Below are 25,743 nucleotides of genomic sequence, written 5' to 3' on the forward strand. Positions count from 1 at the left end.
GGGGAGTCACTGTGGTCGTATGGCCGGTGCCGCGCGCTATTCGGTCGAGACGATGCGCAATTGGCGGGCTCGGGTCAGGATGGAATTTTCTAGATCGACCGCCATGCGGGGATCGACCTTGACGTCCACCCAGGTTCCGACGGCATCCCGGGCCTGCTTGAACAGCGAGACCTTGACGCCATCGGCCCTCAGCGTGCGGTCCAGGATGAAGACGTTGACCTTATAACGCTCGTTGGGCGTCTCGGGCAGTTGGTACCAGTCGCTGATGATGGTGCCGCCGAAGGCGTCCGCCGTGGTGATGGGCATGAAGGAAATGGTGTCGAGCGAGGCCCGCCACAGATAGGCGTTGACGCCGATGCCCGAGCCGCCCTCGCCTTCCGGCTTGGATTTGCCGAACATGCCTTCCGGGCCAAATATGGTTTCCCGCTTTTCGTTGCCCATGCGCGGCGCGCTCTGGCCCTTTTCATACTGGGGATAGACCGCCTCGGACTTGTCGCAGGCGGACAGCGCCACGGTCATCGCCATGGCGGCAAGGGCAACGACGCCCGCTCGAATCTTCCTCATCATGTCTCTTCTTCATCCCGCCGCGCCCACGACGCGGCAATTTGGCGCACCAACGGCCCGCGAAGGCGGCACGTCCATCCTCGCACGCCGAGAATGCAACGAGTGCCCCCCTTGCGGCAAGCAAGAAAGGCTGCGACGGCATTCCCCCTCGACGGCCCGACTGTTGCACTCCTGCCACAGTGAGCGCGTTTCGACACAGAGCACCCCCGGTGCGCTTGATCTTTGCCGGTCGGTATGGCGTGATGTCGGTCGTTCGTTCATTTGGATAGCGGGCTCGGCCATTGGGGGTCGTTTCCGGAAGCCAAAGAGAGGAGATACCATGAAGAAGATTCTTTTCGCCAGCACCGCCCTGGTCGCCGCCAGCATGATGCATGCCGGTGCCGCCGAGGCCGCTGACAAGATTAAGTTGAATGTCGGTGGCTACAGCAAGTGGTGGGTTGTCGGCGTTTGGCAGTCCGACAAGTTCCAGAACATCAGCAATGTCGGCGGTCCGCTGAACAACAACGTTTTGGCCGGCACCCAGGGCATCGGCGCTTCGACCAACGGTTCCGGTCAGCGCGCCAATTTCGACGTCAAGGGCGACAACGAGATTTGGTTCTCGGGCTCCACCAAGCTGGACAACGGCCTCGGCGTCGGCGTCTTCGTCAGCCTGGAAGCCGGTGGCCACTCCGACCTCACCACCGACGTGATCGACGCCAGCTACGCCTGGATCGAAGGCGGCTTCGGTAAGGTGATCGCCGGTACCGCTCCGAACGGCACTGCCCTGACCCATGTTCAGGCCCCCGACGCCGCCAACGGCACCATCGGTGGCTCGATGCTCGGTCTGAACTTCGCCGTCGCCAAGCCGACCTCGGTCATGGGCATGAACCAGATCGTTGGCTACAGCGGTTCGACCAACACCACCGCCTTCATCGCGGACGACAAGGCCGAGAAGATCACCTATGTGGCTCCGAGCTTCTATGGTCTGACCCTGGGCGCCAGCTACATCCCGAACGTGATGCGTCAGGACGTCCGCACCACCCCGCTGTCGCGCGCCGAAGCTTGGGGCGGTACCGCTCTGTATGCCAACACCTTCGGCCCGGTGGGCGTGAAGGCCTCGGCCGGCTATATCTGGGTTGACATCTCCGCCTCCGGTGCCGTTGGCGAGCGTGCCATGACCTCGCAGGTTTATGGTGCTCAGATCTCCTATGCCGGCTTCACCCTGGGCGGTTCGACCCAGGTGACCCGCGACGATCACCGCAGCTCCGCCCTGACCAACACGCTGCTGTCGGCCACCGGCGACACCCGTGCGGGCCTCGTCTCCCTGTCGGCCACCAAGAACTCCCAGCAGCTCGACTTCGGCGGCGTCGCTTACGACGTCTCGCTGATGTACGCCTCCGGCCCCTATGCCGTCAGCGTCGGCTACTTCCGTTCGGAAGTGAACGGCATCGCCAATGTTTCGACCACCGCTGCCAACAGCAACAATGGTCGTGGCGACGTGATCGAGTTCTACCAGGCTTCGGGCAAGTACAACCTCGGCCCGGGTGTGGACGCTCTGGCCACCGTCGGCTACGCCGACTACAAGGACCAGCGCAAGGGCACGATGGGCACCATCGACGCCGCTTACGAGAACAGCGGCTGGGCCGCCATGACCGGTCTGTCGCTGACCTTCTAATAGGTCGACGACTTCGGTTTAGTCTAGGGAAAGGGTGGCTTCGGCCACCCTTTCTTTTTGCGGAGCAGCCATGGTGCAGGACCAGATCGGCCGGGGATTGGCGTTTCACCGGGCCGGGCAATTGGCCGAGGCGGCGCCGCTTTACCAGGAGGTCTTGTCTCGCCAGCCCGACCATGCCGTGGCGCTGCACCTGCTGGGCATCATTGCCCTTCAAACCGGACGCATGGCCGAGGCCGTCGATTGGATCGCCCGCGCCCTGGCCGCCAAGCCGGATTTCCCGGAAGCACTCAACAATCTGGGCAATGCCTTCAAGGGCATGAACCAGCCGGATAAGGCCGCCGAAGCCTATGGCCGCGCCCTGGCCCTGCGCCCCGATTTCGCCGAGGTCCACAATAATTTCGGGGTCTGCCGCCTGGCCGTGGGGCGCATCGACGAAGCCGCCGAGGCCTTCCGGCGCGCGCTGACGCTTAAAGCCGACTATCCCGAGGCCGCCGTCAATCTGGCCATGGCGCTGGAGCGGCTTGGTCGTCCGTCCGAAGCCGCGCAAGCCTACCGCGCCGCCTGCGCCTTGCTGCCCGCCAACGCCGATCTTCGCAATGGATTGGGCAATGCCCTTCGCGCCGCCGGTCGCTTGGATGACGCCGCCCAGGCCTATGGCGAGGCCGCCGGACTGCGTCCGGAATTCGTTGAATTTCACGTCAATCACGGCCTCGCCCTGACCGACTGCCGCCGGGTCGAGGGTGCCATCGCCGCTCTGCGCCGCGCCCTCGCCCTGGCCCCCGGCCATCCCCGCGCCACCATTGGGCTCGGCATCGCCCTGGGACTGGCCGGTCGGAACGAGGAATCCATCGCCTGCCTGGAAGATTCCATTCGCGCCGCGCCCGACTTCGCCCCCGCCCATGGCAATCTCGGTCTGGCGCTGGCCAAGGTCGGGCGATTGGAGGAGGCGGCCGAGCGCCAGCGCGCTGCCCTGCGGCTGCAACCCGACTATGCCGTCGCCCATAACAACCTCGCCCTCATCCTGACCCAGTTGGGCAAGATGGAAGAGGCCATGGCCTCGGTCGAGGCGGCGCTTCGCCTGCGGCCGGATTTCCCCGAGGCCCTGATCTCCAGGGGTAATCTGCTCAAAGCCCTCGGCCGCACGGACGAAGCCATCGCCAGCCTGCGGGCCGCCCTGGCCTTGAAGCCCAATTCCGCCGAGGCGCACGGCTCGTTGGGTATGGTCTGGCAGTCCCAATGGCGCCTTGACGACGCGGTGGCGGAACACGCCGAGGCGCTGCGGATTTGGCCGGATTTTCCCGCCGCCCTGGTCAATCTTGGAATCGCCCATCAGTTTCTCGGCCTGCCCGCCTTGGCGGCGGAGTGCTACGAGCGAATCCTCGCCGCCCAGCCCGTCAACGCCATGGCCTTCGGCAAACTGCTCAATGCCACCATGTATCGCGACGACCTGACCGGCGCGCGGATCGGCGAGATTCACCGCCGCTTCGGCGCCGCCATGGCGCGGCCCTTGCCGAGCGCGCCGCCGCTGGTGCGGGGCTCCCCCGATCAGGTGGGGCGTCGCTTGCGGATCGGTTATCTGTCGTCGGATCTGTGCAATCACCCGGTGGCCACCAATCTGCTGCCGGTGCTGCGCCGTCATGACCGGGCCAAGGTGTCGGTGCATTTCTACGCCCATGTGGTACGCCCCGATGCCTTCACCGAGCAATTCAAGGCCTTGGCCGACGGCTGGCGCGACATCCACGCCCTGACCGACCGGCAGGCGGCCGATCTGATCCGCGCCGACGAAATCGATATCCTGGTCAGCCTTGCCGGTCATTTCGATCTCAATCGTCCGCAGATCTGCGCCTATCGGGCGGCACCGATCCAGATCAGCATGCATGACGTGGCCACCAGCGGTCTGACAGAGATGGACTATCTGATCGGCGACGGCATTCTGCTGCCGCGTTCGGGGCCGGAATATTTCGCCGAGCGGCCGCTGCGGCTGCCCAGCTTCTATATCGCCGATCTTCCGTCCGCCCTGCCGCCGCTGGCGGAGGATCCCCGTCAAGGTCCGGCCTGGTTCGCCAGCTTCAACAATCCCGCCAAGATCAGCCCCGGCCTGACCCGGCTGTGGGGACAAATCCTGGCGGCGGCGCCGCAATCACGGCTGACCCTCAAATATCACGAGGCCTATTCCTCGCCTTCGGTGCGCCAGCGTCTCGCGGAACAGATGGTCGGGGCGGGCGCAAGGGCGGATCAATTGGAATTTCTGTTCGCCAAGGACGGCTATCGGGACTTCATCGCCCGCTACGGTCAGGTGGACATCGCGCTGGACACGCGGCCGTTCTCCGGCTCGACCACCAGTTTCCAGGCCCTGTCCATGGGAATTCCGGTCATCACCCTGCCCGGCGAAACCATGGCCAGCCGCTGGACCGCATCCATGCTGCGCCGGGTCGGGCTGTCCGAACTGGTCGCGACCTCGCCGGAACACTATGTGGCGCTGGCGGTCAAGGCGGCCGGATCGGTGGATCACTGGCGGATGCGCCGGGCCGAAATCCGCGACTCCGTCCGCTCGTCGAGTCTGTGCGACGCTGGAAAATGGGCAAGGAACCTGGAACGGCTTTACCGCGCCGTCTGGCGCCGGTGGTGTCACCGAGCCGACTAGACGGCGACTGTTCGCCATGGCGCGAATGGACTACCATCCGCCGGGCAAGTTGCACCTAGAGATTGATAGCCATGTCTGTTCCCGACTCAATTCTAGCCAAAGCCGAAGCCCTGCTGCGTGGCGGCTTCATCAGCGACGCCATTGCCCTGTGCGAAAAGACTCGCAAGAAACATCCCGATCATCCCGGGTTGCTGCTCCTGCACGGCAGCGCCCAATACATGGCCGGTAAATTGAAGCCCGCCATCGTAACGCTGTCGCGTTGCGTCAAGCTGGCCCCCGGTGACGTTGGGGGCTGGATCAATCTGGGCAATGCGCTTCAGGCGGCCGGGCGGATTGACGAAGCCGTGAGAGCGTTTCGCACCGCGCAAGCCATTCAACCCCAGATTGCCGCCATCTCGTATAATCTCGGCAATGCGCTATCGGCGTTGGGCGATATGGCCGCCGCCATGGAGGCCTACGGCCGCACCATCGCGCTGCAACCCACGCACCGCATGGCCATGTCGAATCTCGGCATCGCCCTGACCGCGGCGGGCAGGGCGGCGGAAGCGGAACACCTGTTCCGCGAAGCCCTGGCGCTGGGCCCCGAAACCCCCGAGATTCTTACCAATCTTGGCAATGCCCTGACCGCCCTTAGGCGCCTGGACGAGGCTGTTCTTTTGCATGGCCGCGCCATCGCCATGAAACCTGACCTGGTGGAGGCACATTACAATCTGGGCAACGCGGAATTGGCACGAGGCCAAAGAGCCAAAGCCATGACGTGTTTTCGCCGGGCGGTCGAACTGCGCCCCGATTTCATCGATGCCCATGTGGGAATGGCCCGGCTGTTCGCCGATTCGGGTCAAGCGGACCAGGCCCTGGCCATCTATCGCGCCGCGCTGCGCCAAACACCCGATTCCGCCGTGATCTACTATTTTCTCGGCATCACCTTGCGCGACCAGCGGAGCTACGAGCCCGCCCGAGAAGCCCTCATCAAGGCCATAGCCCTCGATCCCACCCACCGACAAGCCACCGTCACTCTTGCCGCGCTCAATCAGGAAACCGGGCGCCACGATCAGGCCGCACGGAGTCTGGACGCCATGGAGCAGAAGGCACCCAGCGAATCCTTTCTGCGCAACGCCATGGCATTGTCGCTCTACCGCGATGATATAAGCGTTGAACAAGCCGCGGCCATCCATGCCCGCTACGGTTCCTTCGTGGAGAATGACATCGGCGAAGTGGAGTTGCTCCCCGCCCTCCAGTCCGAGTTTCCCTTGCGCATCGGCTATCTTTCGTCGGACTTCCGTCACCATTCCATCGCATCGAACATGCTGCCGGTGATCCGGGCCCACAATCGTGAGCTGTTTGCGCCCTATCTCTACTCCTGCACCACCAAAGCCGATCAGGTCACTTCTCAGTTTCGCGCCGAGGCGCGAGAGTGGCGCGATGTATCGCTGCTGTCCGACCAGGATATCGCGCGATGCATCCGAGCCGACGGCATCCATATCCTCGTCTGCCTGGCCTCCCATTTCGACGACAACCGCCCCGCTGTTTGCGCCCGGCGGGCGGCACCGGTTCAGATCAGCCTTCACGACGTCGCCACCAGCGGCCTGAAGGCGATGGATTACCTGATCGGTGATTACCGTTTGCTGCCGCGCGGCGGGAAGGAGTTCTTTACCGAACGCTTGCTGCGGCTGCCGCAATTCTATGTGGCGGATATGCCGAGGGATCTGCCGCCACTGCCGATATCGCCGCGCACCGGGCCGCCGGTCTATGGCTGCTTCAATTACCCGGCAAAGATCACTCCGACCATACTCGGCCTATGGGGACATATCCTCGCGCGGCAGCCCACCGCCCATCTGGTGCTGAAGTATCATAACTTCTATGCCGACGCCGGTCTCAGGGACCGGTTCACGGCAGCCATTCGCGCCGCCGGAGCCAAGCCCGGACAGATCAAATTCATCGGCGAGCAGGCCAGCGACCAATCCATGCTGGCCCTCTATAACGACGTGGACATCGCCCTCGACCCGTTTCCGTTCAGTGGCTCGACCACCAGCTTCCAGGCCCTGTCCATGGGGATTCCGGTCATCACCCTGCCGGGCGAAACCATGGTCAGCCGATGGTCGGCCTCCATGTTGCGCCGGGTCGGACTGTCCGAACTGGTCGCGACCTCGCCGGAAGACTATGTGACCCTCGCGGTCGAGGCGGCGGGATCGGTGGATCACTGGCGGATGCGCCGGGCCGAAATCCGCGACTCCGTCCGCGCGTCGAGCCTATGCGACACCGGAAAATGGACCAGGAACCTGGAACGGCTTTACCGTGCCGTCTGGCGCCGGCACAGTCACGGCTGATCGGGCTTGAGAGTTCTTCGACGTTCCGATTCAACTTAAGTGCGAAAACGAGCTAGCAGCCGTGACGGCCGAAAACAACGGCATCGTTCACGAATTGAACAAAGCTTGACGTTCAAATGATGAACGCCGTAGGATCGTGCGTCTTTCAAAGCTATCGAAGACCCCATGTCGCGCCAAGCCCGCCTTGAACTCGATCTGCTGAAGCTGATCCACGCCGATGCCAATGTCACCCAGCGCAAGCTGGCGGGCGAGCTGGGCATCGCCCTTGGTCTGGCCAACAGCTATCTGAAGCGCTGCGTCAAGAAGGGCCTCGTCAAGGTGATGGCGGTTCCCGCCAACCGTTACGCCTATTTCCTGACCCCCCAGGGATTCGCCGAGAAAAGTCGGCTGGTGGGCGAATATCTGTCGCAGTCGCTGAATTTCTTCCGCCAGGCTCGCGGCCAGTGCGAGGAGCTGTTCCAATTATGCGAAAAGCGCGGCTGGCGCCGGGTCGCCCTGTGCGGCGCCAGCGATCTGGCCGATATCGCGGCGCTGACCGCCGCCGATTTCGACATTGTGATTGTCGGCATTGCCTCCCTCGCCCATATGGATCAATTGGGCGAGGTGGACGCGGTGCTGTTGACCGACCTTGCCGATCCGCTGGCCGCCTGGGAAGCCCTGGTGGCCCGGATGCCCGCCGAGCGGGTGCTGACGCCGAAAATTCTCGAGGTGGCGCCATGACCGGCTGGTTCGTGGTCCATACCCATGCCCGCGCGGAGGAACAGGCCGCTGGACATCTGGCGCGCCAAGGCTTCACTCCCTATCTGCCGCGCATCGGCCGCACCATTCGCCATGCCGGTCGGATCTCCAAGACGACGGCGCCGCTGTTTCCCCGATACCTGTTCGTCGCCCTCGATCTGGAGGCACAACGCTGGCGGGCGGTGAAGTCCACTGTCGGAATTGCCGGTCTGGTCAGTCTGGGCGAGTGGCCGACCCCGATCGACGATGCGGTGATCCACGAGATTCGTGACCGCGAGGGCGAGGACGGCCTGATCGTTTTGACGGAACGACCTCGCTTCCAGGCAGGTCAGCCGGTGATGGTGACCCAAGGTGCCTGCCGGTCGTTGGATGGATTGTTTGTTGCCGAGGCGGGAGACGAGCGCGTCATCGTGATGCTTTCCCTGCTTGGGCGCACCCTCAGGGTAACGCTACCCGCCGCTTCGGTGGTGGCCTGCGCCTGAGGTGAGTTGTTTGGCTTTCGCACCTGGGATTGTCACCCGGGCTGCGGTAGCATGCCCGACCGTTTCCGTCCCACCCCTGGCCAGAGTGTCCTTGCCCATGACCAACGCCGCCGCCCGTTTTGAACGCGCCAAGACCGTCGCCTTCGAGATCAATGCCCATCTGCCGCCGGATTATCAGGCCGAATTGCTGGGCGAACAGTTGCGGGTCGACCGCGACCGCCTGGTCCTCGTCGTCGGCGGCGCAGGCTATATCGGCTCGGTGCTGTGCGGCGATCTGCTGGCCAAGGGCTATCGGGTGCGCAACCTCGACTTGGTGGTCTACAACAACGGTGTCTGCGTCGCCCCCTGGCTGGGCCATCCCAACTACCAGTTCATGGGCGGCGATCTGGCCGACGAGGCCACCTTCGTGAAGGCCCTGGACGGCGTCACCGACGTGGTGCTGCTGGCCGGTCTGGTGGGCGATCCCGTCACCAAGAATTTCCCCGACGCGGCGGCGCGCATCAATGACGAGGGCCATTCCGCCATGCTGCGTCTGCTGGCGGGCAAGGGGCTCAACCGGGTGGTGTTCGTCTCCACCTGTTCCAATTACGGCCTGATCCAGGGCGACCAGCTTGCCGACGAGGATTTCGAACTGTCGCCGCTGTCGCTTTACGCCAAGTCCAAGGTGCGGGTGGAACAGACCCTGCTGGGCGGTCGGGGCAAGGTGGACTACACCCCGGTGGTGCTGCGCTTCGCCACCGCCTTCGGCCTGTCGCCCCGCATGCGCTTCGACCTGACGGTAAGCGAATTCACCCGCGCCATGGCGCTGGGCGAGGATCTGCTGGTGTTCGACGCCCATACCTGGCGGCCTTATTGCCATGTGCGCGACTTCGCCGAGCTGATCCGCCGCGCCATCGAGGCGCCCGCCGAACGGGTCGCCTTCGAGGTGTTCAACGCCGGCCGCGACGTCAACAACAAGACCAAGCAGATGATCGTTGACGCCATCCTGACCCAGTTGCCCGAGGCCAAGGTGCGCTATCAGGAGCACGGCTCCGACCCGCGCAACTATCGGGTCGACTTCACCAAGGTGAAGGAACGGCTGCATTTCGTGCCGAAATGGACGGTGGAGGACGGCGTGGCCGAGCTGATCGACGCGCTGAAGCAGGGGCTGTACCGCGACATCGCCCAGCCCACCAGCTTCCACGGCAATTGGGAGCCCCAGGTTTGAGCCTGGACCTCGCCAGGACCGTCGCCGCCATCCACGCCGTGGCGGGTGACAAGGCCCTGCTGCACGCCCCGGAAGTGGCGGGCAACGAGTGGGTCTATGTCAAGGAATGCCTGGACACTGAATGGGTCTCCACCGTCGGCGCCTATGTGGACCGCTTCGAGCGCATGGTGGCCGAGTTCACCGGCGCTTCCCATGCCGTCGCCACCGTCAACGGCACCGCCGCGCTTCATATGTGCCTGAAGCTGGCGGGCGTCGGGCCGGGCGACGAGGTGATCACCCCCTCCCTGACCTTCATCGCCACCGCCAATGCGGTCGCCTATTGCGGGGCCTTTCCCCATTTCGCCGATGTGGAGGAGCGCAGCCTGGGATTGGATGCCGCCAAGCTGGATGCCCATCTGACGCAGGTGGGAGCGCGTCGCGACGGGGTGCTGATCAACCGCTGGACCGGGCGGGTGATCCGCGCCGTCTGCTGCATGCACACCTTCGGGCATGCTTGTGATCTCGACGCGGTGGCGGAGGTCTGCGCCCGGCATGGGGTGGTGCTGGTGGAAGACGCCGCCGAATCGCTGGGCAGCACCTATAAGGGCCGCCATACCGGCAATCATGGGCTGGTGTCCTCGCTGTCCTTCAACGGCAACAAGATCGTGACCACCGGCGGCGGCGGCATGATCCTGACCAGTGACGAGGCCCTGGCCAAGCGGGCCAAGCACCTGACCACCACCGCCAAGACGCCGCACCCCTTCCTGTTCAATCACGACGAGGTCGGCTACAACTACCGCCTGCCCAATCTGAACGCCGCCATGGGCTGCGCCCAGATGGAGCAGTTGCCCGGCTTCCTGGCGCGCAAGCGGCTGCTGGCCGAGCGCTATGCCGCGGCGTTCGACGGCATCGAGGGCATCCGCTTCTTCCGCGAGCCCGATTATGGCCGCTCCAATTACTGGCTCAATGTGCTGCTGCTGGATAAGCCCGACACCGGACTGGTCCACGCCCTGCTGGAGCGCGCCAATGGCGAGGGGCTGCAATGCCGCCCCGCCTGGACGCCCATGCACGACCTGCCCATGTACCGGGACTGCCCGCGCATGGATCTGTCGGTGACCGTTGGCCTGAACCAGCGGCTGATCAATATTCCCTCCAGCCCCCGGCTGGCCGGATGAGGTCCGTCTGCGTCATCACCGGCTCGCGCGCCGAATACGGCTTGCTGTCGCCGCTGCTGGGGGTGCTCGAGGCCGATCCCGATCTCGCCGTGACCCTGGTGGTCACCGGCAGCCATCTGTCGCCCCGCCACGGCCTGACCCGCCGCGAGATCGAGGCCGACGGCCGAAGCTTCGAGACCGTCGACATGGCGCTGGCGGGCGATTCGCCCTTGGACATCGCCCGCGCCGTGGGCCGGGGCGTGACCGGCATGGCCGAGACGCTGGACCGGCTGCGGCCCGATCTGGTGGTCGTCCTGGGCGACCGTTACGAGATCCTGGCCGCCGCCCAGGCCGCCCTGCTGCTGGGCATTCCCCTGGCCCATATCAATGGCGGCGAGCGTACCGAAGGCGCCATCGACGACTCCATCCGTCACGCGGTGACCAAGATGGCGTCGCTGCATTTCGCCGCCGCCGAACCCTACCGGACCCGTATCATCCAAATGGGCGAGCGCCCGGACACCGTGTTCACCGTCGGCATGCTGGGGGCCGACAATGCCCGGCGGCTGGACAAGCTGACGCGTCCGGCGCTGGAAGCCGATCTGGGCCTGTCCCTGGCCGGGCCGGTGGCGCTGGTGACCTATCACCCCACCACGGCCGACGCCCGGCAGGATGAGGCGGGCGTGGCGGGCATGCTGGCCGCGCTGGACGCCCGCCCCGATCTGGCGGTGGTGATCACCGGCGTCAACGCCGACGCGGGGGGAAACGCCATCGCCGAACGGCTCGCCGCCTTCGCCGAGAGCCGCGCCAATACGATCTGTGTCGATTCGCTGGGCTGGCGGCGCTATCTCAGCCTGATGGCGCAGGCCTCCGTGGTGGTGGGGAATTCCTCGTCGGGGGTCATCGAGGCCCCCATCCTGGGCATTCCCACCGTCAATATCGGCGACCGTCAGCAGGGCCGCCTGCGCGGTGCAGGCGTGATCGACGCCGCCCCCGAAGCCGCCGCCATCCTGGCCGCCCTCGACCGGGCGCTGGAACCGGATTTCCGCGCCAGGGCCGCCGCCGCTCCGTCGCCTTTCGGCGACGGCCACAGCGCCGAACGCATTTGCGCCGCCGTGAAAGCCTTCCCGCTGCACACTCTTGGGAAAAAGCCGTTCCATGACCTTTGATCCCACCAAGCCCGTCATCCTGCTGGGCGCTGGCGGTCACGCCAAGGTTCTGCTGGCCAGCCTGCGCCGCCTGGGCGCCCAGGTGCTGGGCAGCGCCGACCGCGACGGCGGCGATTTGGGCATTCCATGCCTGGGCGGCGACGAAGCGGTGCTGGGCCATTCCCCCGACGAGGTTCAACTGGTCAACGGAATCGGCTCCATCGCCCCCGGCTCGGCGCGCCAGCGTGTCTTCGAGTCCTTCCGCCAGCGCGGCTATCGCTTCGCGACAATCGTCGACCCCCATGCGGTGGTGGCCGAGGACGTCCGGCTGGGCGAGGGTGTCCAGATCATGGCCGGCGCGGTGATTCAGCCCGGTTGCGCCATCGGCGACAACGCCATCGTCAACACCCGCGCCGCCATCGACCATGACTGCACCGTCGGCGCCCATGCCCATGTGGCCCCCGGCGTCACCCTGTCGGGCGACGTCACCGTGGGCGAGGATGCCCATATGGGAATTGGCGCCTGCGTCATCCAGGGCATCGCCATCGGCGCTTCCGCCCTGGTCGCCGCCGGGGCGGTGGTGATCGCCCCTGTCGCCGCCGACGCCTCCGTCAAGGGGGTTCCCGCCCGCCCGTTCCATCGAGGCAAGCCATGAGTGTCACCATTATCGCCGAGGCCGGCGTCAACCATAACGGCGATCTCGCCATGGCGCTGGATCTGGTGGATGCCGCCGCCGCCGCCGGAGCCGACGCCGTCAAGTTCCAGACCTTCAAGGCAGAGGAGATCATCGGCCGCCATGCCCCAAAGGCGGAATACGCCCTGCGGGCCACCGGCGCCGACGAATCCTTCCTCGACATGGTGCGCAAGCTGGAGCTGGACGAGGCGGCCCACCGCGCCCTGATCCGGCGCTGCGCCGAACGCGCCATCGCCTTCCTGTCGACGCCGTTCGACCGGCCCAGCCTCGCCCTGCTGGCGGGGCCGCTGGGGCTTAAGACCCTGAAGCTGCCCTCCGGCGAGTTGACCAACGCGCCCTTGCTGCTGGACGCCGCCCGCAGCGGCTGTGCCATCATCCTGTCCACCGGCATGAGCACCCTGGGCGAGGTGGAAACCGCGCTGGGCGTGCTGGCCTTCGGCCTGCTGGACGAGAGCGAGCCGCCGGGCGCCGAGGCCTTCGCCCGCGCCTGGGGAACGGCGGCGGGACGGCAAAGGGTGGCCGAGCGGGTGACCCTGCTTCACTGCACCACCGAATATCCCGCCGCCTTCGCCGACGTCAATCTGCGCGCCATGGACAGCCTGGCCCAGGCCTTCGGCGTCCGCGTCGGCCTGTCCGACCACACGCCGGGCATCGCGGTGGCCCTGGCGGCCACGGCGCGGGGCGCCACGGTGATCGAGAAGCATTTCACCCTGGACCGCTCGCTGCCCGGCCCCGACCATCAGGCCTCGCTGGAACCGGCCGAGCTGACCGCCATGATCACCGGCATCCGGCAGGTGGAAGCCGCCCTGGGCGACGGCATCAAGGCCCCCGCCGCCGCCGAGTTGAAGAACATCCCCATCGCCCGCAAATGTCTGGTGGCGCGCCGCGCCATCGCCGCGGGCGAGATGTTCACCGCCGACAATCTGGCGGTGAAGCGGGCGGGCGGCCTTGCCTCGCCGCTGGGCTACTGGGCGCGGCTGGGCACGGCGGCGCAACGGAGCCATGAGCCAGACGAGCCGCTTGATCCGTGATGGGAATATGGCGGGAATTCCGCCGATAGGGTATGACGTCCTGCCCGCCGAAACGCTGCGAAGGTCACGAGGAAATGGAAGAACTGGAAGTCAAATACGGTCTGCCCCGCGAAGTGAAATTCTGCAAGCGCTGCGTGGTCTCCAACCAGCGCCCCAGCTCGGCGGTGGAATACAAGCACACCGCCGACAGCAAGAAGGTGGCCATCCATTTCGACGAAGACGGCATCTGCGACGCCTGCCGGGTGTCCGACACCAAGGCGCTGATCGACTGGGACTCGCGTGAGCGGGAACTGCGCGAGCTGTGCGACCGCTATCGCCGCGACGACGGCCATTACGACTGTATCGTTCCCGGTTCGGGCGGCAAGGACAGCGTCATGCAGTCCCACCTGCTGAAGTACAAATACGGCATGCACCCGCTGACCATCACCTGGGCGCCGCATATGTACACCGACTGGGGCTACAAGAATTTCCAGTCCTGGCTGAATTCGGGCTTCGACAATCATCTGGTGACGCCCAATCCCCGCGTCCACCGGCTGCTGACCCGCCTCGCGGTGGAAAAGCTGTTCCACCCGTTCCAGCCCTTCATCATCGGCCAGAAGGCCTTGGCGGCGAAGTTCTCGGTGATGATGAACATCCCGCTGATCTTCTACGGCGAGAACGAGGCGGAATACGGCAATCCGCGCGAGGACATCGAAAGCGCCAAGCGCAGCTGGGCCTATTCCACCGCCGAGGACAAGAGCCAGGTCTATCTGAGCGGCGTCTCGGTGGCCGAGCTCGGCAGCGAATACGGCCTGCATCCCAACGATCTCGACGCCTATCTGCCCGCCAATCCCGGCGACATGGAGCGGGTCCAGACCGAGATCCACTATCTGGGCTATTACCTGCGCTGGCATCCCCAGGGCGCCTATTACTACGCCCATGAGCACACCGGATTCCAGGCCGCCCCCGAGCGCACCCAGGGCACCTATTCCAAGTACAATTCCATCGACGACAAGATCGACGACTTCCACTACTACACCACCTTCATCAAATTCGGCATCGGCCGCGCCACCTATGACGCCGCCCAGGAAGTGCGCAGCGGCGACATCACCCGCGAGGAAGGCGTCGCCCTGATCCAGCGGTTCGACGGCGAATTCCCCGACCGCTTCGCCGACGAGATCTTCCGCTATCTCTCGGTGACCGAGGCGGAGTTCCCCAAGGCCCATTCCCGCTTCGAGCAGCCGGTCATGACCAAGGACTATTTCGACACCCTGGCCGATAAATTCCGCTCGCCCCATCTGTGGATGCGCGACAACGGGGAATGGCGGTTGCGGCATACGGTCTGGCGGCCTTAGCGAGCATGATCGGCGGCAAGCGGGTTCTGGCGGTGATCACGGCGCGCGGCGGCTCCAAGGGGCTGCCGGGCAAGAATATCCGCCCCCTGGCGGGCAAGCCGCTGATCGCCTGGACGGTGGCGGCGGCCAAGGCCGCGCGCCATGTGGATCGGGTGGTGATCACCTCGGACGATCCCGCCATCATCGCCGCCGCCACCGAGGCCGGGGCCGAGGCGCCTTTCGTGCGCCCCGCCGAACTGGCCCGCGATGACACGCCATCCATGCCGGTGCTGTTCCACGCGCTGGACAGCCTGGACGAGTCTTTCGATCTGGTGGTGCTGCTGCAGCCCACCTCGCCGCTGCGCACCGGCGCCGACATCGACGCCTGCCTGGACCTCATGCTGGCCAAGGACGCGCCCGCCGCCATCGGCGTGATCGAACCGGCCAAGCCGCCCTTCTGGATGTTTCGCATGGACGATGCCGGGCGGCTGGTGCCGTTGATGCCCAATCCGGCGACCAGGCGCCAGGATTTGCCGCAAGTCTGGGCCGCCAACGGCGCGGTGTTCGCCGCCGATGTGGACTGGCTGCGCAAATCCGGCAACTTCGTCACCGACGAGACGGTGGGCTACGCCATGCCGGTGGAACGCTCCATCGACATCGATTCGCTGCTGGATTTCCGGGTGGCGGAACTGCTGCTGCGGGATGATCCCTTGGCGGAATAGGGTTGAATCTCCGGGGCGCGACGGCGTAACTAGCCGCCATATCCGGGTTGAGCGATGAGCCGATGAAAATCTTTCTGGGCGATCTGGTGCATGATTGGGAAAAGGTCTCGCTGTGGACCTTTCCGCTGAATATCGCCTATATGGCCGCCTATGCCGAAAAGCGGTTCCCCGGCCGATTCGAGTTCCGCCTGTTCAAGCGGCCGCAGCAGATGATCGACGCCATCCGCGCCGAGAAGCCCGACGTGGTCGGCCTGTCCCATTACGTCTGGAACGCCAATCTGTCGGCCCTGGTGTTCAAGCTGGCCAAACAGGCCGATCCCGCCACCTTGACCGTGGGCGGCGGCCCGGTCTTCACCAGCCTCAACGCCAATGAGGAAGGCGGCCGCGCCTTCTTCACCAACAAGAGCCCCCATTGCGACGCCTATGTGGTCAATCAGGGCGAACGCGGCTTCGTCAGCCTGCTGGAAAGCTGGCTGGCCGCCGAGGGCGATCTTAACCGGCTGAAATCCGCGCCGGTCCCCGGCTGCCTGGTCCATCAGGGCGGCAGCGCCGTCACGGTGGGCGAGGCGCTGGACCCCCTGTTCGAATTGGACGAGATCCCGTCGCCCTATCTGGGCGGGCTGCTGGACCCGTTCTTCGCCGAGCCCTTCGTGCCGGTGATGGAAACCAACCGGTCGTGCCCCTATCGCTGCACCTTCTGCGCCTGGGGCATCGGCACCGGCAAGCTGGCCCGCTTCAGCGACGAGCGGATCATGGCCGAGATCGACTACATCGCCGAACGCTGCAAGAAGACCGCCAATCTGTTCATCGCCGATGCCAATTTCGGCATCCTGGACCGCGATGAGGAGGTGGCGGCGAGGCTGCGGGCCAATCACGACCGCACCGGCTATCCCGGCCACGTCATCTGCCAGTGGAACAAGACCCGCCCCGACCGGGTGCTGAAGACCGCCATCGCCCTGGGCGAGTTGTCCGAGGTGGGCGCCTCCATGCAGTCGTTCAATCCGTCGGTGCTCGACGCCATCAAACGCAAGAATCTGGCGCTGGATCAGGTGCTGGACATGAATCGCCGGATGCAGGACGCCGGTCTCAAGGCGCCACTGTTCTCGGAACTGATCATCGGCCTGCCCAACGAGACCCGCGAAAGCCATCTGGACGGCAACCGCATCCTGCTGGATGCCGGGGCCGAGGTGTTCAACTACAACCTCCATCTGCTGCCCGGCACCGAGATGGATTCCGCCCAGTCGCGGCGCGACTATTTCAAGCGCACCGGCTGGCGGCTGCACGACAACGCCTTTGGAATCTATGACGGCGTCACCGTGTTCGAGGGCCAGGAAGTGGTGCTGGAAACCAACGCCATGAGCATGGCGGAGCTGCGCGGCTTCCGCCTGATCCACTTCCTGATCCAGTTCATGTGGAGCCGCAAGTGGTACTATGATTTCCTCCAGCTGTTCCGCCAGGCCGGCCTGCATCCCATCGACCTGATCGTGGCGGTGGACGACGCCTTCCGCACCGCCACGGGCGAGATCGGCCAAGTCTTCGCCCGCTTCCAGTCCGACCACGACCTGGAAATGTTCGCCACCTACCAGGATCTGTGCGCCCATTGGGCCAAGCCGGAAAACCTGGAACGGCTGCGCCAGGGCAAATACGGCAAGCTGAACTACATGTTCACCTACGAGATCCTGCTGGGCCATTACGATGCCTTCAACCGCTTCCTGATGGAGGTGGCCGAGGCCGAGGTGACCCGGCGCGGCCTGCCCGATGCCGCCGCCCTGCTGGATCAGTGCCGGGAAATCCTCGCCTTCGCCGCCGAACTGCGGGTGGAGTTGACCCGCGAGCTGGACGGGGTGGTGGACCGCAAGCGCCGCAGTTTCAGCTATGATCTGCTGTCGTGGCGGGCCAGCGGCTACCAGGGCCCCCCGGCGGCCATGGGCGGCAGTGCCCGCTACGACTACGAATTCTTCCTGGGCGAGCGCCAGAAGAACATGCTGGAACGCCAACTGTCCCAGTTCCGCTCCCACAGCGCCAATCTGACGCTACGCAAGATGAGCGAGGAAATGAGCGCCGACGATTTCTTCTATCAGGTCGGCACCGCCTAAAACTGAACGCGATCGGATCGTTTGAATGAGCACCGTCTACATCGTCCACGCCATCGACACCGAAGGCCCGCTTTACGAATCGCTGCAGGCCAAGTTCGACCGCCTGAAGCATCTGTTCGGCATCGACGGACTGGACCGCACCGAGGCCACTTTGGCCAAATTGCGGGCGGGCGAGATCGACCTGGGCGACAAGACCGAGATGGTCAAGCTGGTGCTGAACGGCCACCTGACCAACTACAACGCCACCTGGACCCAGGTGAACGCCATGCTGGACCGCATCCTGGCGCCGGAATTCCGCACCAAGATGGTGGATTCCTTCGGCGAGGGCTGGGTGTTCAACTGGTTCTGCATCGATCTGGTGGGCTATGTGAACAATCCGCGCCGCCGCGATCTGGGCTTCCACAACATCTACGACCATTTCGCCGAGCGCCTGGCCCAAGACCCCAACTGCCGCGACGGCGTGCATTTCCACTTCCACCCCATCTCCACCTTCCGCGACGCCCATTACTGCGGCACCCATTACCTGCGCTACCCGGAATTCTTCGAGGTGCTGGCCCGCAAGGTGATCGAGCGCGGCTTCTTCCCCCACGCCTTCCGCGCCGGATTCCAGGCGGAACGCCCCGATATCCACTGGTTCCTGGAACAGTTCATCCCCTTCGACATCACCAATATGGCGCTGGACGATCCCACCGAATTGGACAAGACGGTGGATTTCCGCAACGGCCGCTCGGGCGACTGGCGCCGGGCGCCCGCCGACTGGTCGGTCTATCGCCCCGACCACGACGACTACCAGCGCCCCGGCAATTGCCGCCGCGCCATCGGCCGGGCGCTCAACATCATGAACCGCATGGCCTCCATCGATCAGCGCGAGATGGACAAGGCCTTCGCCCGCGCCGAGACCGGCCTGCCCACCCTGGTGGGATTGTGCAGCCACGATCACCGCGACATCGGCCCCGAGGTGGATCATGTGCGCGACCTGATCGCCGAGGCCCAGAAGAAGTATCCCGGCGTGACGGTGAAATTCGCCGAGGCCCGCGAGGCCTTCCGCAAGGTGCTGTGGCCCGAGCGCGACAGCTTCCCCGAATTCGAGCTGGAGATGCGCCTGCATCCGGCCAGCGCCGATGATTGCGCCTATGTGGAGATCATCGCCGCCAAGGGCGCGGTGTTCGGGCCGCAGCCCTATCTGGCCATCGAGACCAGGGGCAAGCGGTTCATCACCGACAACCTGGATTTCGACACACGGCCGGGCCGCTGGTTCTACGCCTTCCACCACGACACCCTGCCGCTGGAGGAGGTGGCCAGGGTGGGCGTCGGCGCCAACGACGCCTTCGGCTCCACCAGCGTCAAGGTGCTGGATTTCCGGTGAAACCCGTCAAACGTCTGACCTTGACGCCAGAAGAGATGACGAACTATCTTGCGGATTCGGCCAAACTTGGCCTGCGGAGCGGTATCGGTAATGAGTGAAAGTGGCCGGGGGCAACCCTACACCTACGACGAGTTGGTCGCGGCCTATGCCGAACTTGGCGTCGAGCGGGGCCGCCTCGTCTACCTCACCAGCGATATCGGCAAGCTGTTCACCTTCGAGACGCCGGGAAAGACCGCAGTCCTCGAGGCGCATTATCGGGCTCTGCTGGACCTGATCGGGCCGGAAGGCACCTTGGTGATCCCCACGGCAAACTTGAATCTGTGCAATACCGACATCCTGTTCGACCCCGCCAATACCCCCAGCCATAATGTGGGAATGCTGTCCGAATTCATCCGCCGCCAGCCCGGCGTCCGTCGCAGCATGCACCCGTTCGAATCATACGCGGCCGTCGGCTCCCTGGCGGCGGACATAATCGACGATGCGTCGCGCCATGCCTTCGGCCCCGAAAGCCCGGAAGGCCGCATGGCCGAACGCGACGCGCTTTCGGTCAGCATCGGGCTGTATCCCCGCTTCAGCTGCAGCACCATGCACCATGTGGAGCATTTGATGGCGGTGCCCTACCGCTACACCAAGGAATACATGCATCCCGTGCTGCGCGACGGCGTCCGGCAGGTCGAGCCGTTCTATCGTATGGTCCGCTACGCCGACAGCGACATCGAGCGAAGCTTCGGCCAGTACGTTTTCGAGGATTTCACCGCCTGTCACACGATCCGCAAGGCGGATGTCGGACGGGGAAGCATCTACGCCTATTCCATGGGCGAATTCGTGAAAAGCGCTGTTTCCTCGTTCAAGCGCGACCCCTATATCTGGTGCGTCCGCCCGCCGGAACTCCGCCCTTGGCGCGTTTGACGCCGACTTTCCTTCCACGGCCCGCCTGATCGGACTTGCAGCCCATGACAACGCGCATCCTTTCCCCCCTTACCCTGGTCAGTGGCGGCAGCCGTGGACTTGGACTGGGCATCTCGGAAGTTCTGCTCGGCCGGGGAGAATCGGTCGTGGCGTTCAGCCGCCGACCCAGCGAGGACACCGATCGCCTCGCCAAGCAATATGGTGGCAGATTCCACTTCCTTACCGGTGATTTGGCCGATGTCCCGGCCCTGCAAAAGCTGGTGAAGACGGTGGAGCGCGATATCGGCCCCATCACGGGGCTGGTAAACAATGCAGGGATGACCTTCGAGCAACTTCTGGTTCTGCAGCCGGAGGAGGCCATCCATCGGGTGCTCGACGTCAACCTGACCGGAACCCTGATGCTGACCCGCGAAGTGACCAAGCATATGATGGTCCGGCGTTTCGGACGGATCGTGACCATCTCGTCGGTGACCGGCATTCGCGGCTACAAGGGAACGGCGCCCTATTCGGCGGTTAAGGCCGGATTGCTGGGGATGACCCGGGCGCTGGCCCGTGAACTTGGCGGGCGCAACATCACCGTCAATGCCGTCTGCCCCGGCTATATGGAAACCGACATGGTCCACGACATGAACCCGAAGCAGTTGAAGCAGATCGTGCGCCGCACGCCGCTGGGCCGCCCCGGACAGGTCGAGGATGTGTCCGGCGTGGTCGCTTTCCTGCTTTCGGATGATGCCCGCTTCGTCAGCGGCCAGACCCTGACGGTGGACGGCGGATTGACCTGCTGAGCCGGAGGACGCCCCCTTGATCGTTACCCACCCCCAGTTCAGCTTCCGCGCCGGGCGGAACTATATCCACACCACCGATCTTTACGACCGGCTGGTGGAGCATGTGGAAGCGGCGGGATTCGGAACCGTGACCGGCGCCTTGCGGCTGACCATCCGCAAGGTCATGCACAACGCGTTGGAGCTGCACATCCTCGGCCCCGCCGCCGGTTCCGAGGTGTCGAAACCCGCCGACGCCTCGGTCGACATGTCCGTGGTCACTGCCGACGGCAGCATCGTGCGGGCCTGGTACGTGGAAACCGACCGTCCGCTTACCGAGCGGGTGGCCTATGACGAGGCACCCATTCACGCCCTTTGCGCCCTGGACGGGCAATCGATCCGATTGGCCGGAGACAGCCGTCGCACCCCCATCGAAGTCATCACCTCGCTGGCGGTGAAACTGCACAATACCCTGGCGCCGCCATCGGCCGGCGTGAAGTGGCTGGACAGCCGCCTGGACCTGATCCGGCCGCTCTGCGCCGCCGACGGACACGACGTTTCCGTCACCCTGCGCCACCGCGTCGGTACCAGCCTGACCCGCAGCGAAATTTCCACGCCGGCCGGTGTCATCGGCAACATCTTCTTTTCGCTGGGCAACCCCGGCTAATCATCCGCAACCAGGAACGAAGGATCAATTCCATGAGCCAAGCAATCCGCGATCAGGTCGTTCAGATCGTCAAGGACGTCTGCCATCCCACCGAGCCGGATCTGACCGATCACAGCCGCTCGCTGCTGGAATGCGGGCTCGATTCCCTGGATTTCGCCAGCGTCCTGATGGGCGTCGAGGAGAAGTTCAACGTCGAACTGCCTCCCCAAGATCAATTGCATACCGCCGCATCGGTGGATGCCCTCGTCGTCATGTTGGAAAAAGTGACGGCCTGACCCGGGCGGCTCCCAAGGAGTACTCCAATGCAGGCGATCACTCAGATCCTGGACCGGATGGACGGATTCGGATCCGCCCCGGCACTTTATTGGCGGGGCCGGACCCACGGCTATGACGCGTTCCTGGACCTGATCGCCCAATGGGAAGCCCGGCTGGCGGATTTGGGAATCGGACCCGGCAGCGTCTGCGCCTTCTGCGGCGATTACTCCCCCAACGTAATCGCGCTGGTCTTCGCCCTGATGAAGGCGCGCGCCGTCCTGGTCCCGCTCACTCCGGCCATCGAGCCCGAGATCCCACGCTTCCTCGATATCTCGGGCGCCGAGCACTTGCTGCGCTTCGATGAGAACGATTCGTGGAACCATGGCAGGCTGACCCCGTCGGCGCGTCCCGCGCTGTTCTCCCGCCTTGACGAAAGCGGAACGCCCGGCCTCGTGGTCTTCACCTCGGGCTCCACCGGTATTCCCAAGGGAATCCTGCACGACTGCGACCGGGTTATGCGCAAATTCGTCCAGCCCCGCGCCGGCTGGAGCACCGTCCTGTTCCTGCTGATGGATCATTTCGGCGGCTTCAACACCCTGCTGGGCACCTTTGCCTATGGCGGAGTCGGCGTGTGCCCGGAATCCCGCTCGCCCCAGGCGGTCTGCGCCGCCATCGCGGCGGCCCGCGCCACCTTGCTGCCGACGACGCCCACCTTCCTCAATCTGCTGTCGGCGTCGCGGGCCTATGTGGGCCACGACCTGTCCTCGCTGAAGTTGATCACCTACGGCACCGAAATGATGGCCGAGGCAACCTTGCAGGCGGTGCGCGTGATGTTTCCCCAGGCCGAACTCAAGCAGACCTACGGCCTGTCCGAATCGGGCGTGCTGCGCTCGAAATCCGACGCCAACGACAGTCTGTGGGTGAAGATCGGCGGCCCCGGCTTCGAAACCAAAGTGGTCGACGACATTCTGTGGGTGCGCTCGGAAGCCAACATGCTGGGCTATCTCAACGTGGAAAGCCCGTTCGACGCGGAAGGCTGGTACTGCACCGGCGACCATGTGGAAGTCAAAGGCGAATATCTGCGCTTCCTCGGTCGCAAGTCCGAGATCATCAGCGTCGGCGGCCAGAAGGTGTTCCCATCGGAGGTGGAATCCGTCCTGCTCGAAGCGGAGAACGTGGTGGAAGCGGCGGTTTACGCCATCCCCCATCCGTTGCTGGGCAAGGCGGTCGCCGCCCGAATCACCCTGAACACGCCCGAGGATCCCGACGCGTTGTTCCGGCGCTTGCGCGACCACTGCAAGGCCCGGCTGCAAAAGTACAAGGTTCCCATGCGCGTCCAGATCGTCGAGGCCGACGCGCAGTTGTCGCAGCGCTTCAAGAAGACCCGTCCGCTGGACGGCGAGTCCTCGTGATCCTGAGCCGAATCGCCATCGTCGTCGCCAATCCGTTCGGGCCGCGTGACTATGATCGCACCGGCGTCGCGACCATGACGGCGCAGGGCATCGCCGTCACCGTGTTCGACACCACCCGCATCTGCCACCCCCGGGTCGACCCCGGCACGCCGTGGACGCCGCCGGACGACACTGCGGTGCATCGGCTGAGCGATTCCGACGATCTCTCCCGTCTGGCCCCCGATCTGGCCCGTTGCGATCTGGTGGTGATGCTGGCCACCAGCGGGCTGGTGACGCCCGCCAATCTACCGGTCCTGCGTTGGGTGACCCGGCTGGGCCTGCCCTATCTGCTGGTCTCGGCCAGCGCCATGCCCGACGTCAACAACAGAGCCGGCGAATCGGGATCGCGGTCCAAGCGTCTGCTCAACATGGTCCAGCGCCTGCCCCGCCTGTCGCTGCGGGCGTCGTTGACGGCACGGCTTCCGTTAAGCCTGCTCGGCGTCGCTCCGGCGGCCTGGGTTGTCTATGGCGGGCTGTCCAGCCGTCGGCCGCAGCGACTGATCATGCCGACAACCCGCGAGATATGGGCCCACGCGCCCGACTACGAATCCTATCTGGCCCAGCGCGGCGAGGTGATCGAAAGCACCGACACGGCGGTCTTTCTCGACCAGTATCTTCCCTTTCATCAGGATTGGACCCTGGTTCCCGGATTCAAGGGAATCGATCCCGACAACTATTTCGGCGGCTTGCGGTTGCTGTTCGACCGCGTCGAGGCCGAATTGGGCCTAAAGGTGGTCATCGCCGCCCATCCCAGGGCCGATTATACCGGGCGCGAACACCTGTTCGGCTCCGGTCGGCGGATCGTGAGCGGGCGCAGTTCGGACCTGGTCCGGGCATCGCGGCTGGTGATCAACTCCACCAGCATGGCCATGAGTCTGGCCGTGCTGTATCGCAAGCCGCTGATCATCTACTCCACCCATGATCACTATCCGCTGCCGGTGGTCTGGCGCTATATCGATCCCATCTGCGCTCAATTGGGCCGACGGCTGATTTTCCTTGAGGACGCCGCCACCGCCGACCTGTCCGACGCCCAGGGCTTCGACGGCGCGCGCTATGACGGCTACGTGGAAAAGTACATCAAGAGGCCGGGCAGCGAGGAGCGGCCGTTCTGGGACATCGTGCTCGACACGGTGAGGGCCGCGGCCTGACCGCCAACCGCAAGCTTGACCCCTCTCTGGACCTCGCTGTATAGCTCGACGGCCCGTTATTGCCATTCTCTCAGTACAGCAAAGGCTTGACCTTGGACGCCAGGACGGAAGCACGGAAGCACATCCTCGACCTTGTGCGCGATTACACCGACGCCGCCCCGGCTGCTCCGTTCGTTCCCGGCAAGACATTCATTCCGGCCAGCGGAAAGATCGTCGACGGCGAGGATTGCGCCTTGATGGTCGATGCCTGCCTGGATATGTGGCTGACGACCGGGCGTTTCGCCGAGCGGTTCGAGGCCGATCTGGCCAAGAGATTCCACCTTAAGCATGCCATGCTCACGGTGTCCGGCTCCGCCGCCAATCTGCTGGCGATAAGCGCGCTCACCAGCCCGAAGCTTCATGGCGGATTGCGGCCCGGTGACGAAGTTCTGACGGTGGCGGCGTCGTTCCCGACCACGGTTGCCCCCATCATCCAGAACAACTGCGTTCCCGTGTTCGTGGATGTGGACCTCGCCACCGCCAATGTCATGACCGACCGCCTGGAAGCGGCCGTCGGGCCGAGGACCAAGGCCATCATGATCGCTCATACCCTGGGCAATCCCTTCGATCTGACGGCGGTATCGGATTTGGCCAAGCGACATGGCCTGTTCCTGGTGGAAGATTGCTGCGATGCGCTCGGAGCAATGTTCAAGGGCAAGCCGGTGGGCTCGTTCGGCGACTTCGCCACCTTGTCGTTCTACCCCGCCCATCACATCACCACCGGCGAGGGCGGTGCCGTGATGACCAACCGCAAGAGCCTCGCCAAGCTGGCGGAATCCTTCCGCGACTGGGGCCGAGACTGCTGGTGCAAGCCCGCCTGCGACGATACCTGCGGCAAACGCTTCGATCAGCAAATGGGCGATCTGCCACGGGGCTACGACCACAAATACACCTATTCCCATATCGGCTATAATATGAAGATGACCGATATGCAGGCGGCAATCGGCGCCTCTCAGTTGAGCAAGGTCGATGGGTTCATCGCCCGGCGGCGCGAAAACTGGAAAGCCATGCGCGATGCCATGGTGGCGGCCGGATTGGAGGAGTGGTTCATCCTGCCCGAGGCAACCCCCGGCTCGGATCCGTCTTGGTTCGGCTTCCTGATGACCGTGCGTGATGCCGACCGGCTGAATCGCCTTCCCCTGGTGCGCCGCATGGAGGAAAAGCGAATCGGCACCCGCCAGCTGTTTGGCGGCAATCTGCTGCGCCAGCCCGCATTCCGGGATATCCAGCACCGAGTGGTCGGCGACCTCGCCAATACCGACAAGATCATGTGCGACAGCTTCTGGGTCGGTATCTGGCCCGGGATCGATCAGGCTCGGATCGACTATATGGTCGAAACCCTGGCGACCAGCGTCAAGGACGTCGCCAGGTGAGGAGCGACGTTGCCGCCGTCGGTG

At 64.8% G+C, this 25,743-nt stretch carries 22 protein-coding genes; 21 read left to right on the plus strand and 1 reads right to left on the minus strand.

Annotated elements, in window-relative coordinates; genetic code table 11:
* Positions 1–36 precede the first annotated feature (36 nt).
* Entirely contained in the window at positions 37–567 is a 531-nt protein-coding gene (locus CU669_RS00055; RefSeq protein WP_112141768.1) for a DUF3576 domain-containing protein, read from the minus strand.
* Positions 568–883: 316 nt separating this feature from the next.
* Here CU669_RS00055 and CU669_RS00060 point away from each other — a divergent pair, with 316 nt between their 5' ends.
* From CU669_RS00060 to rfbH, 21 genes are all read left to right on the plus strand, one after another.
* Positions 884–2,218 carry a porin gene (locus tag CU669_RS00060; RefSeq protein ID WP_112141769.1) on the plus strand — a complete coding sequence of 445 codons (1,335 nt, stop codon included), beginning with the start codon at positions 884–886 and terminating at the stop codon, positions 2,216–2,218.
* Positions 2,219–2,288: 70 nt separating this feature from the next.
* Complete coding sequence (locus tag CU669_RS00065; RefSeq protein WP_112141770.1) at positions 2,289–4,862, plus strand: tetratricopeptide repeat protein; 2,574 nt, start codon at positions 2,289–2,291, stop codon at positions 4,860–4,862.
* A 71-nt stretch (positions 4,863–4,933) separates the two neighbouring features.
* Positions 4,934–7,189: a tetratricopeptide repeat protein gene (locus tag CU669_RS00070; protein WP_112141771.1), complete on the plus strand. Its 2,256-nt coding sequence runs from the start codon at positions 4,934–4,936 to the stop codon at positions 7,187–7,189.
* Positions 7,190–7,354: 165 nt separating this feature from the next.
* Positions 7,355–7,909 (plus strand): winged helix-turn-helix transcriptional regulator, encoded by a 555-nt coding sequence (locus CU669_RS00075; protein WP_112141772.1) that lies wholly within the window; start codon positions 7,355–7,357, stop codon positions 7,907–7,909.
* Positions 7,906–8,409, plus strand: a complete 504-nt coding sequence (gene nusG, locus CU669_RS00080; protein ID WP_112141773.1) for a transcription termination/antitermination protein NusG — start codon at positions 7,906–7,908, stop codon at positions 8,407–8,409. The genes CU669_RS00075 and nusG overlap by 4 nt, the downstream gene beginning before the upstream one ends.
* A 97-nt stretch (positions 8,410–8,506) precedes the next feature.
* Positions 8,507–9,616, plus strand: coding sequence for an NAD-dependent epimerase/dehydratase family protein (locus CU669_RS00085; RefSeq protein WP_112141774.1), 1,110 nt, complete (start codon positions 8,507–8,509; stop codon positions 9,614–9,616).
* Complete coding sequence (locus CU669_RS00090; protein ID WP_239988452.1) at positions 9,613–10,770, plus strand: LegC family aminotransferase; 1,158 nt, start codon at positions 9,613–9,615, stop codon at positions 10,768–10,770. Before CU669_RS00085 ends, CU669_RS00090 begins: the two co-directional genes overlap by 4 nt.
* Positions 10,767–11,915, plus strand: coding sequence for a UDP-N-acetylglucosamine 2-epimerase (gene neuC, locus CU669_RS00095; RefSeq protein ID WP_112141776.1), 1,149 nt, complete (start codon positions 10,767–10,769; stop codon positions 11,913–11,915). Before CU669_RS00090 ends, neuC begins: the two co-directional genes overlap by 4 nt.
* Positions 11,905–12,549: an acetyltransferase gene (locus tag CU669_RS00100; protein WP_112141777.1), complete on the plus strand. Its 645-nt coding sequence runs from the start codon at positions 11,905–11,907 to the stop codon at positions 12,547–12,549. The genes neuC and CU669_RS00100 overlap by 11 nt, the downstream gene beginning before the upstream one ends.
* On the plus strand, positions 12,546–13,619 hold the full coding sequence (gene neuB / locus CU669_RS00105) for an N-acetylneuraminate synthase (RefSeq protein WP_112141778.1): 1,074 nt from the start codon (positions 12,546–12,548) through the stop codon (positions 13,617–13,619). The genes CU669_RS00100 and neuB overlap by 4 nt, the downstream gene beginning before the upstream one ends.
* Before the next feature lie 74 nt (positions 13,620–13,693).
* Positions 13,694–14,953, plus strand: a complete 1,260-nt coding sequence (locus CU669_RS00110) for an N-acetyl sugar amidotransferase (protein ID WP_239988453.1) — start codon at positions 13,694–13,696, stop codon at positions 14,951–14,953.
* A complete protein-coding gene (locus CU669_RS00115) occupies positions 14,920–15,654 on the plus strand; it encodes an acylneuraminate cytidylyltransferase family protein (RefSeq protein ID WP_239988454.1) in 735 nt (244 codons plus the stop codon). The genes CU669_RS00110 and CU669_RS00115 overlap by 34 nt, the downstream gene beginning before the upstream one ends.
* 62 nt (positions 15,655–15,716) lie before the next feature.
* Positions 15,717–17,750 (plus strand): B12-binding domain-containing radical SAM protein, encoded by a 2,034-nt coding sequence (locus CU669_RS00120; protein WP_112141781.1) that lies wholly within the window; start codon positions 15,717–15,719, stop codon positions 17,748–17,750.
* Positions 17,751–17,775: 25 nt separating this feature from the next.
* The gene (locus tag CU669_RS00125) at positions 17,776–19,116 is read left to right on the plus strand and encodes a hypothetical protein (protein ID WP_112141782.1); all 1,341 of its coding nucleotides are present in this window, start codon (positions 17,776–17,778) and stop codon (positions 19,114–19,116) included.
* A 90-nt stretch (positions 19,117–19,206) separates the two neighbouring features.
* A complete protein-coding gene (locus tag CU669_RS00130; protein WP_112141783.1) occupies positions 19,207–20,025 on the plus strand; it encodes an AAC(3) family N-acetyltransferase in 819 nt (272 codons plus the stop codon).
* A gap of 44 nt (positions 20,026–20,069) precedes the next feature.
* A complete protein-coding gene (gene fabG / locus CU669_RS00135; protein ID WP_112141784.1) occupies positions 20,070–20,810 on the plus strand; it encodes a 3-oxoacyl-ACP reductase FabG in 741 nt (246 codons plus the stop codon).
* A 16-nt stretch (positions 20,811–20,826) separates the two neighbouring features.
* Positions 20,827–21,453 (plus strand): hypothetical protein, encoded by a 627-nt coding sequence (locus tag CU669_RS00140; RefSeq protein WP_112141785.1) that lies wholly within the window; start codon positions 20,827–20,829, stop codon positions 21,451–21,453.
* 32 nt (positions 21,454–21,485) lie between these two features.
* A complete protein-coding gene (locus tag CU669_RS00145; RefSeq protein ID WP_112141786.1) occupies positions 21,486–21,728 on the plus strand; it encodes an acyl carrier protein in 243 nt (80 codons plus the stop codon).
* Positions 21,729–21,755: 27 nt separating this feature from the next.
* The gene (locus tag CU669_RS00150) at positions 21,756–23,120 is read left to right on the plus strand and encodes a class I adenylate-forming enzyme family protein (RefSeq protein WP_205119348.1); all 1,365 of its coding nucleotides are present in this window, start codon (positions 21,756–21,758) and stop codon (positions 23,118–23,120) included.
* A complete protein-coding gene (locus tag CU669_RS00155) occupies positions 23,117–24,307 on the plus strand; it encodes a hypothetical protein (RefSeq protein WP_112141788.1) in 1,191 nt (396 codons plus the stop codon). The genes CU669_RS00150 and CU669_RS00155 overlap by 4 nt, the downstream gene beginning before the upstream one ends.
* 92 nt (positions 24,308–24,399) lie before the next feature.
* Positions 24,400–25,719: a lipopolysaccharide biosynthesis protein RfbH gene (gene rfbH / locus CU669_RS00160; RefSeq protein ID WP_112142215.1), complete on the plus strand. Its 1,320-nt coding sequence runs from the start codon at positions 24,400–24,402 to the stop codon at positions 25,717–25,719.
* The last annotated feature ends 24 nt before the right edge of the window (positions 25,720–25,743 follow it).

Origin of the sequence: Paramagnetospirillum kuznetsovii (assembly GCF_003284725.1) — a bacterium.
Lineage (GTDB): Bacteria > Pseudomonadota > Alphaproteobacteria > Rhodospirillales > Magnetospirillaceae > Phaeospirillum > Phaeospirillum kuznetsovii.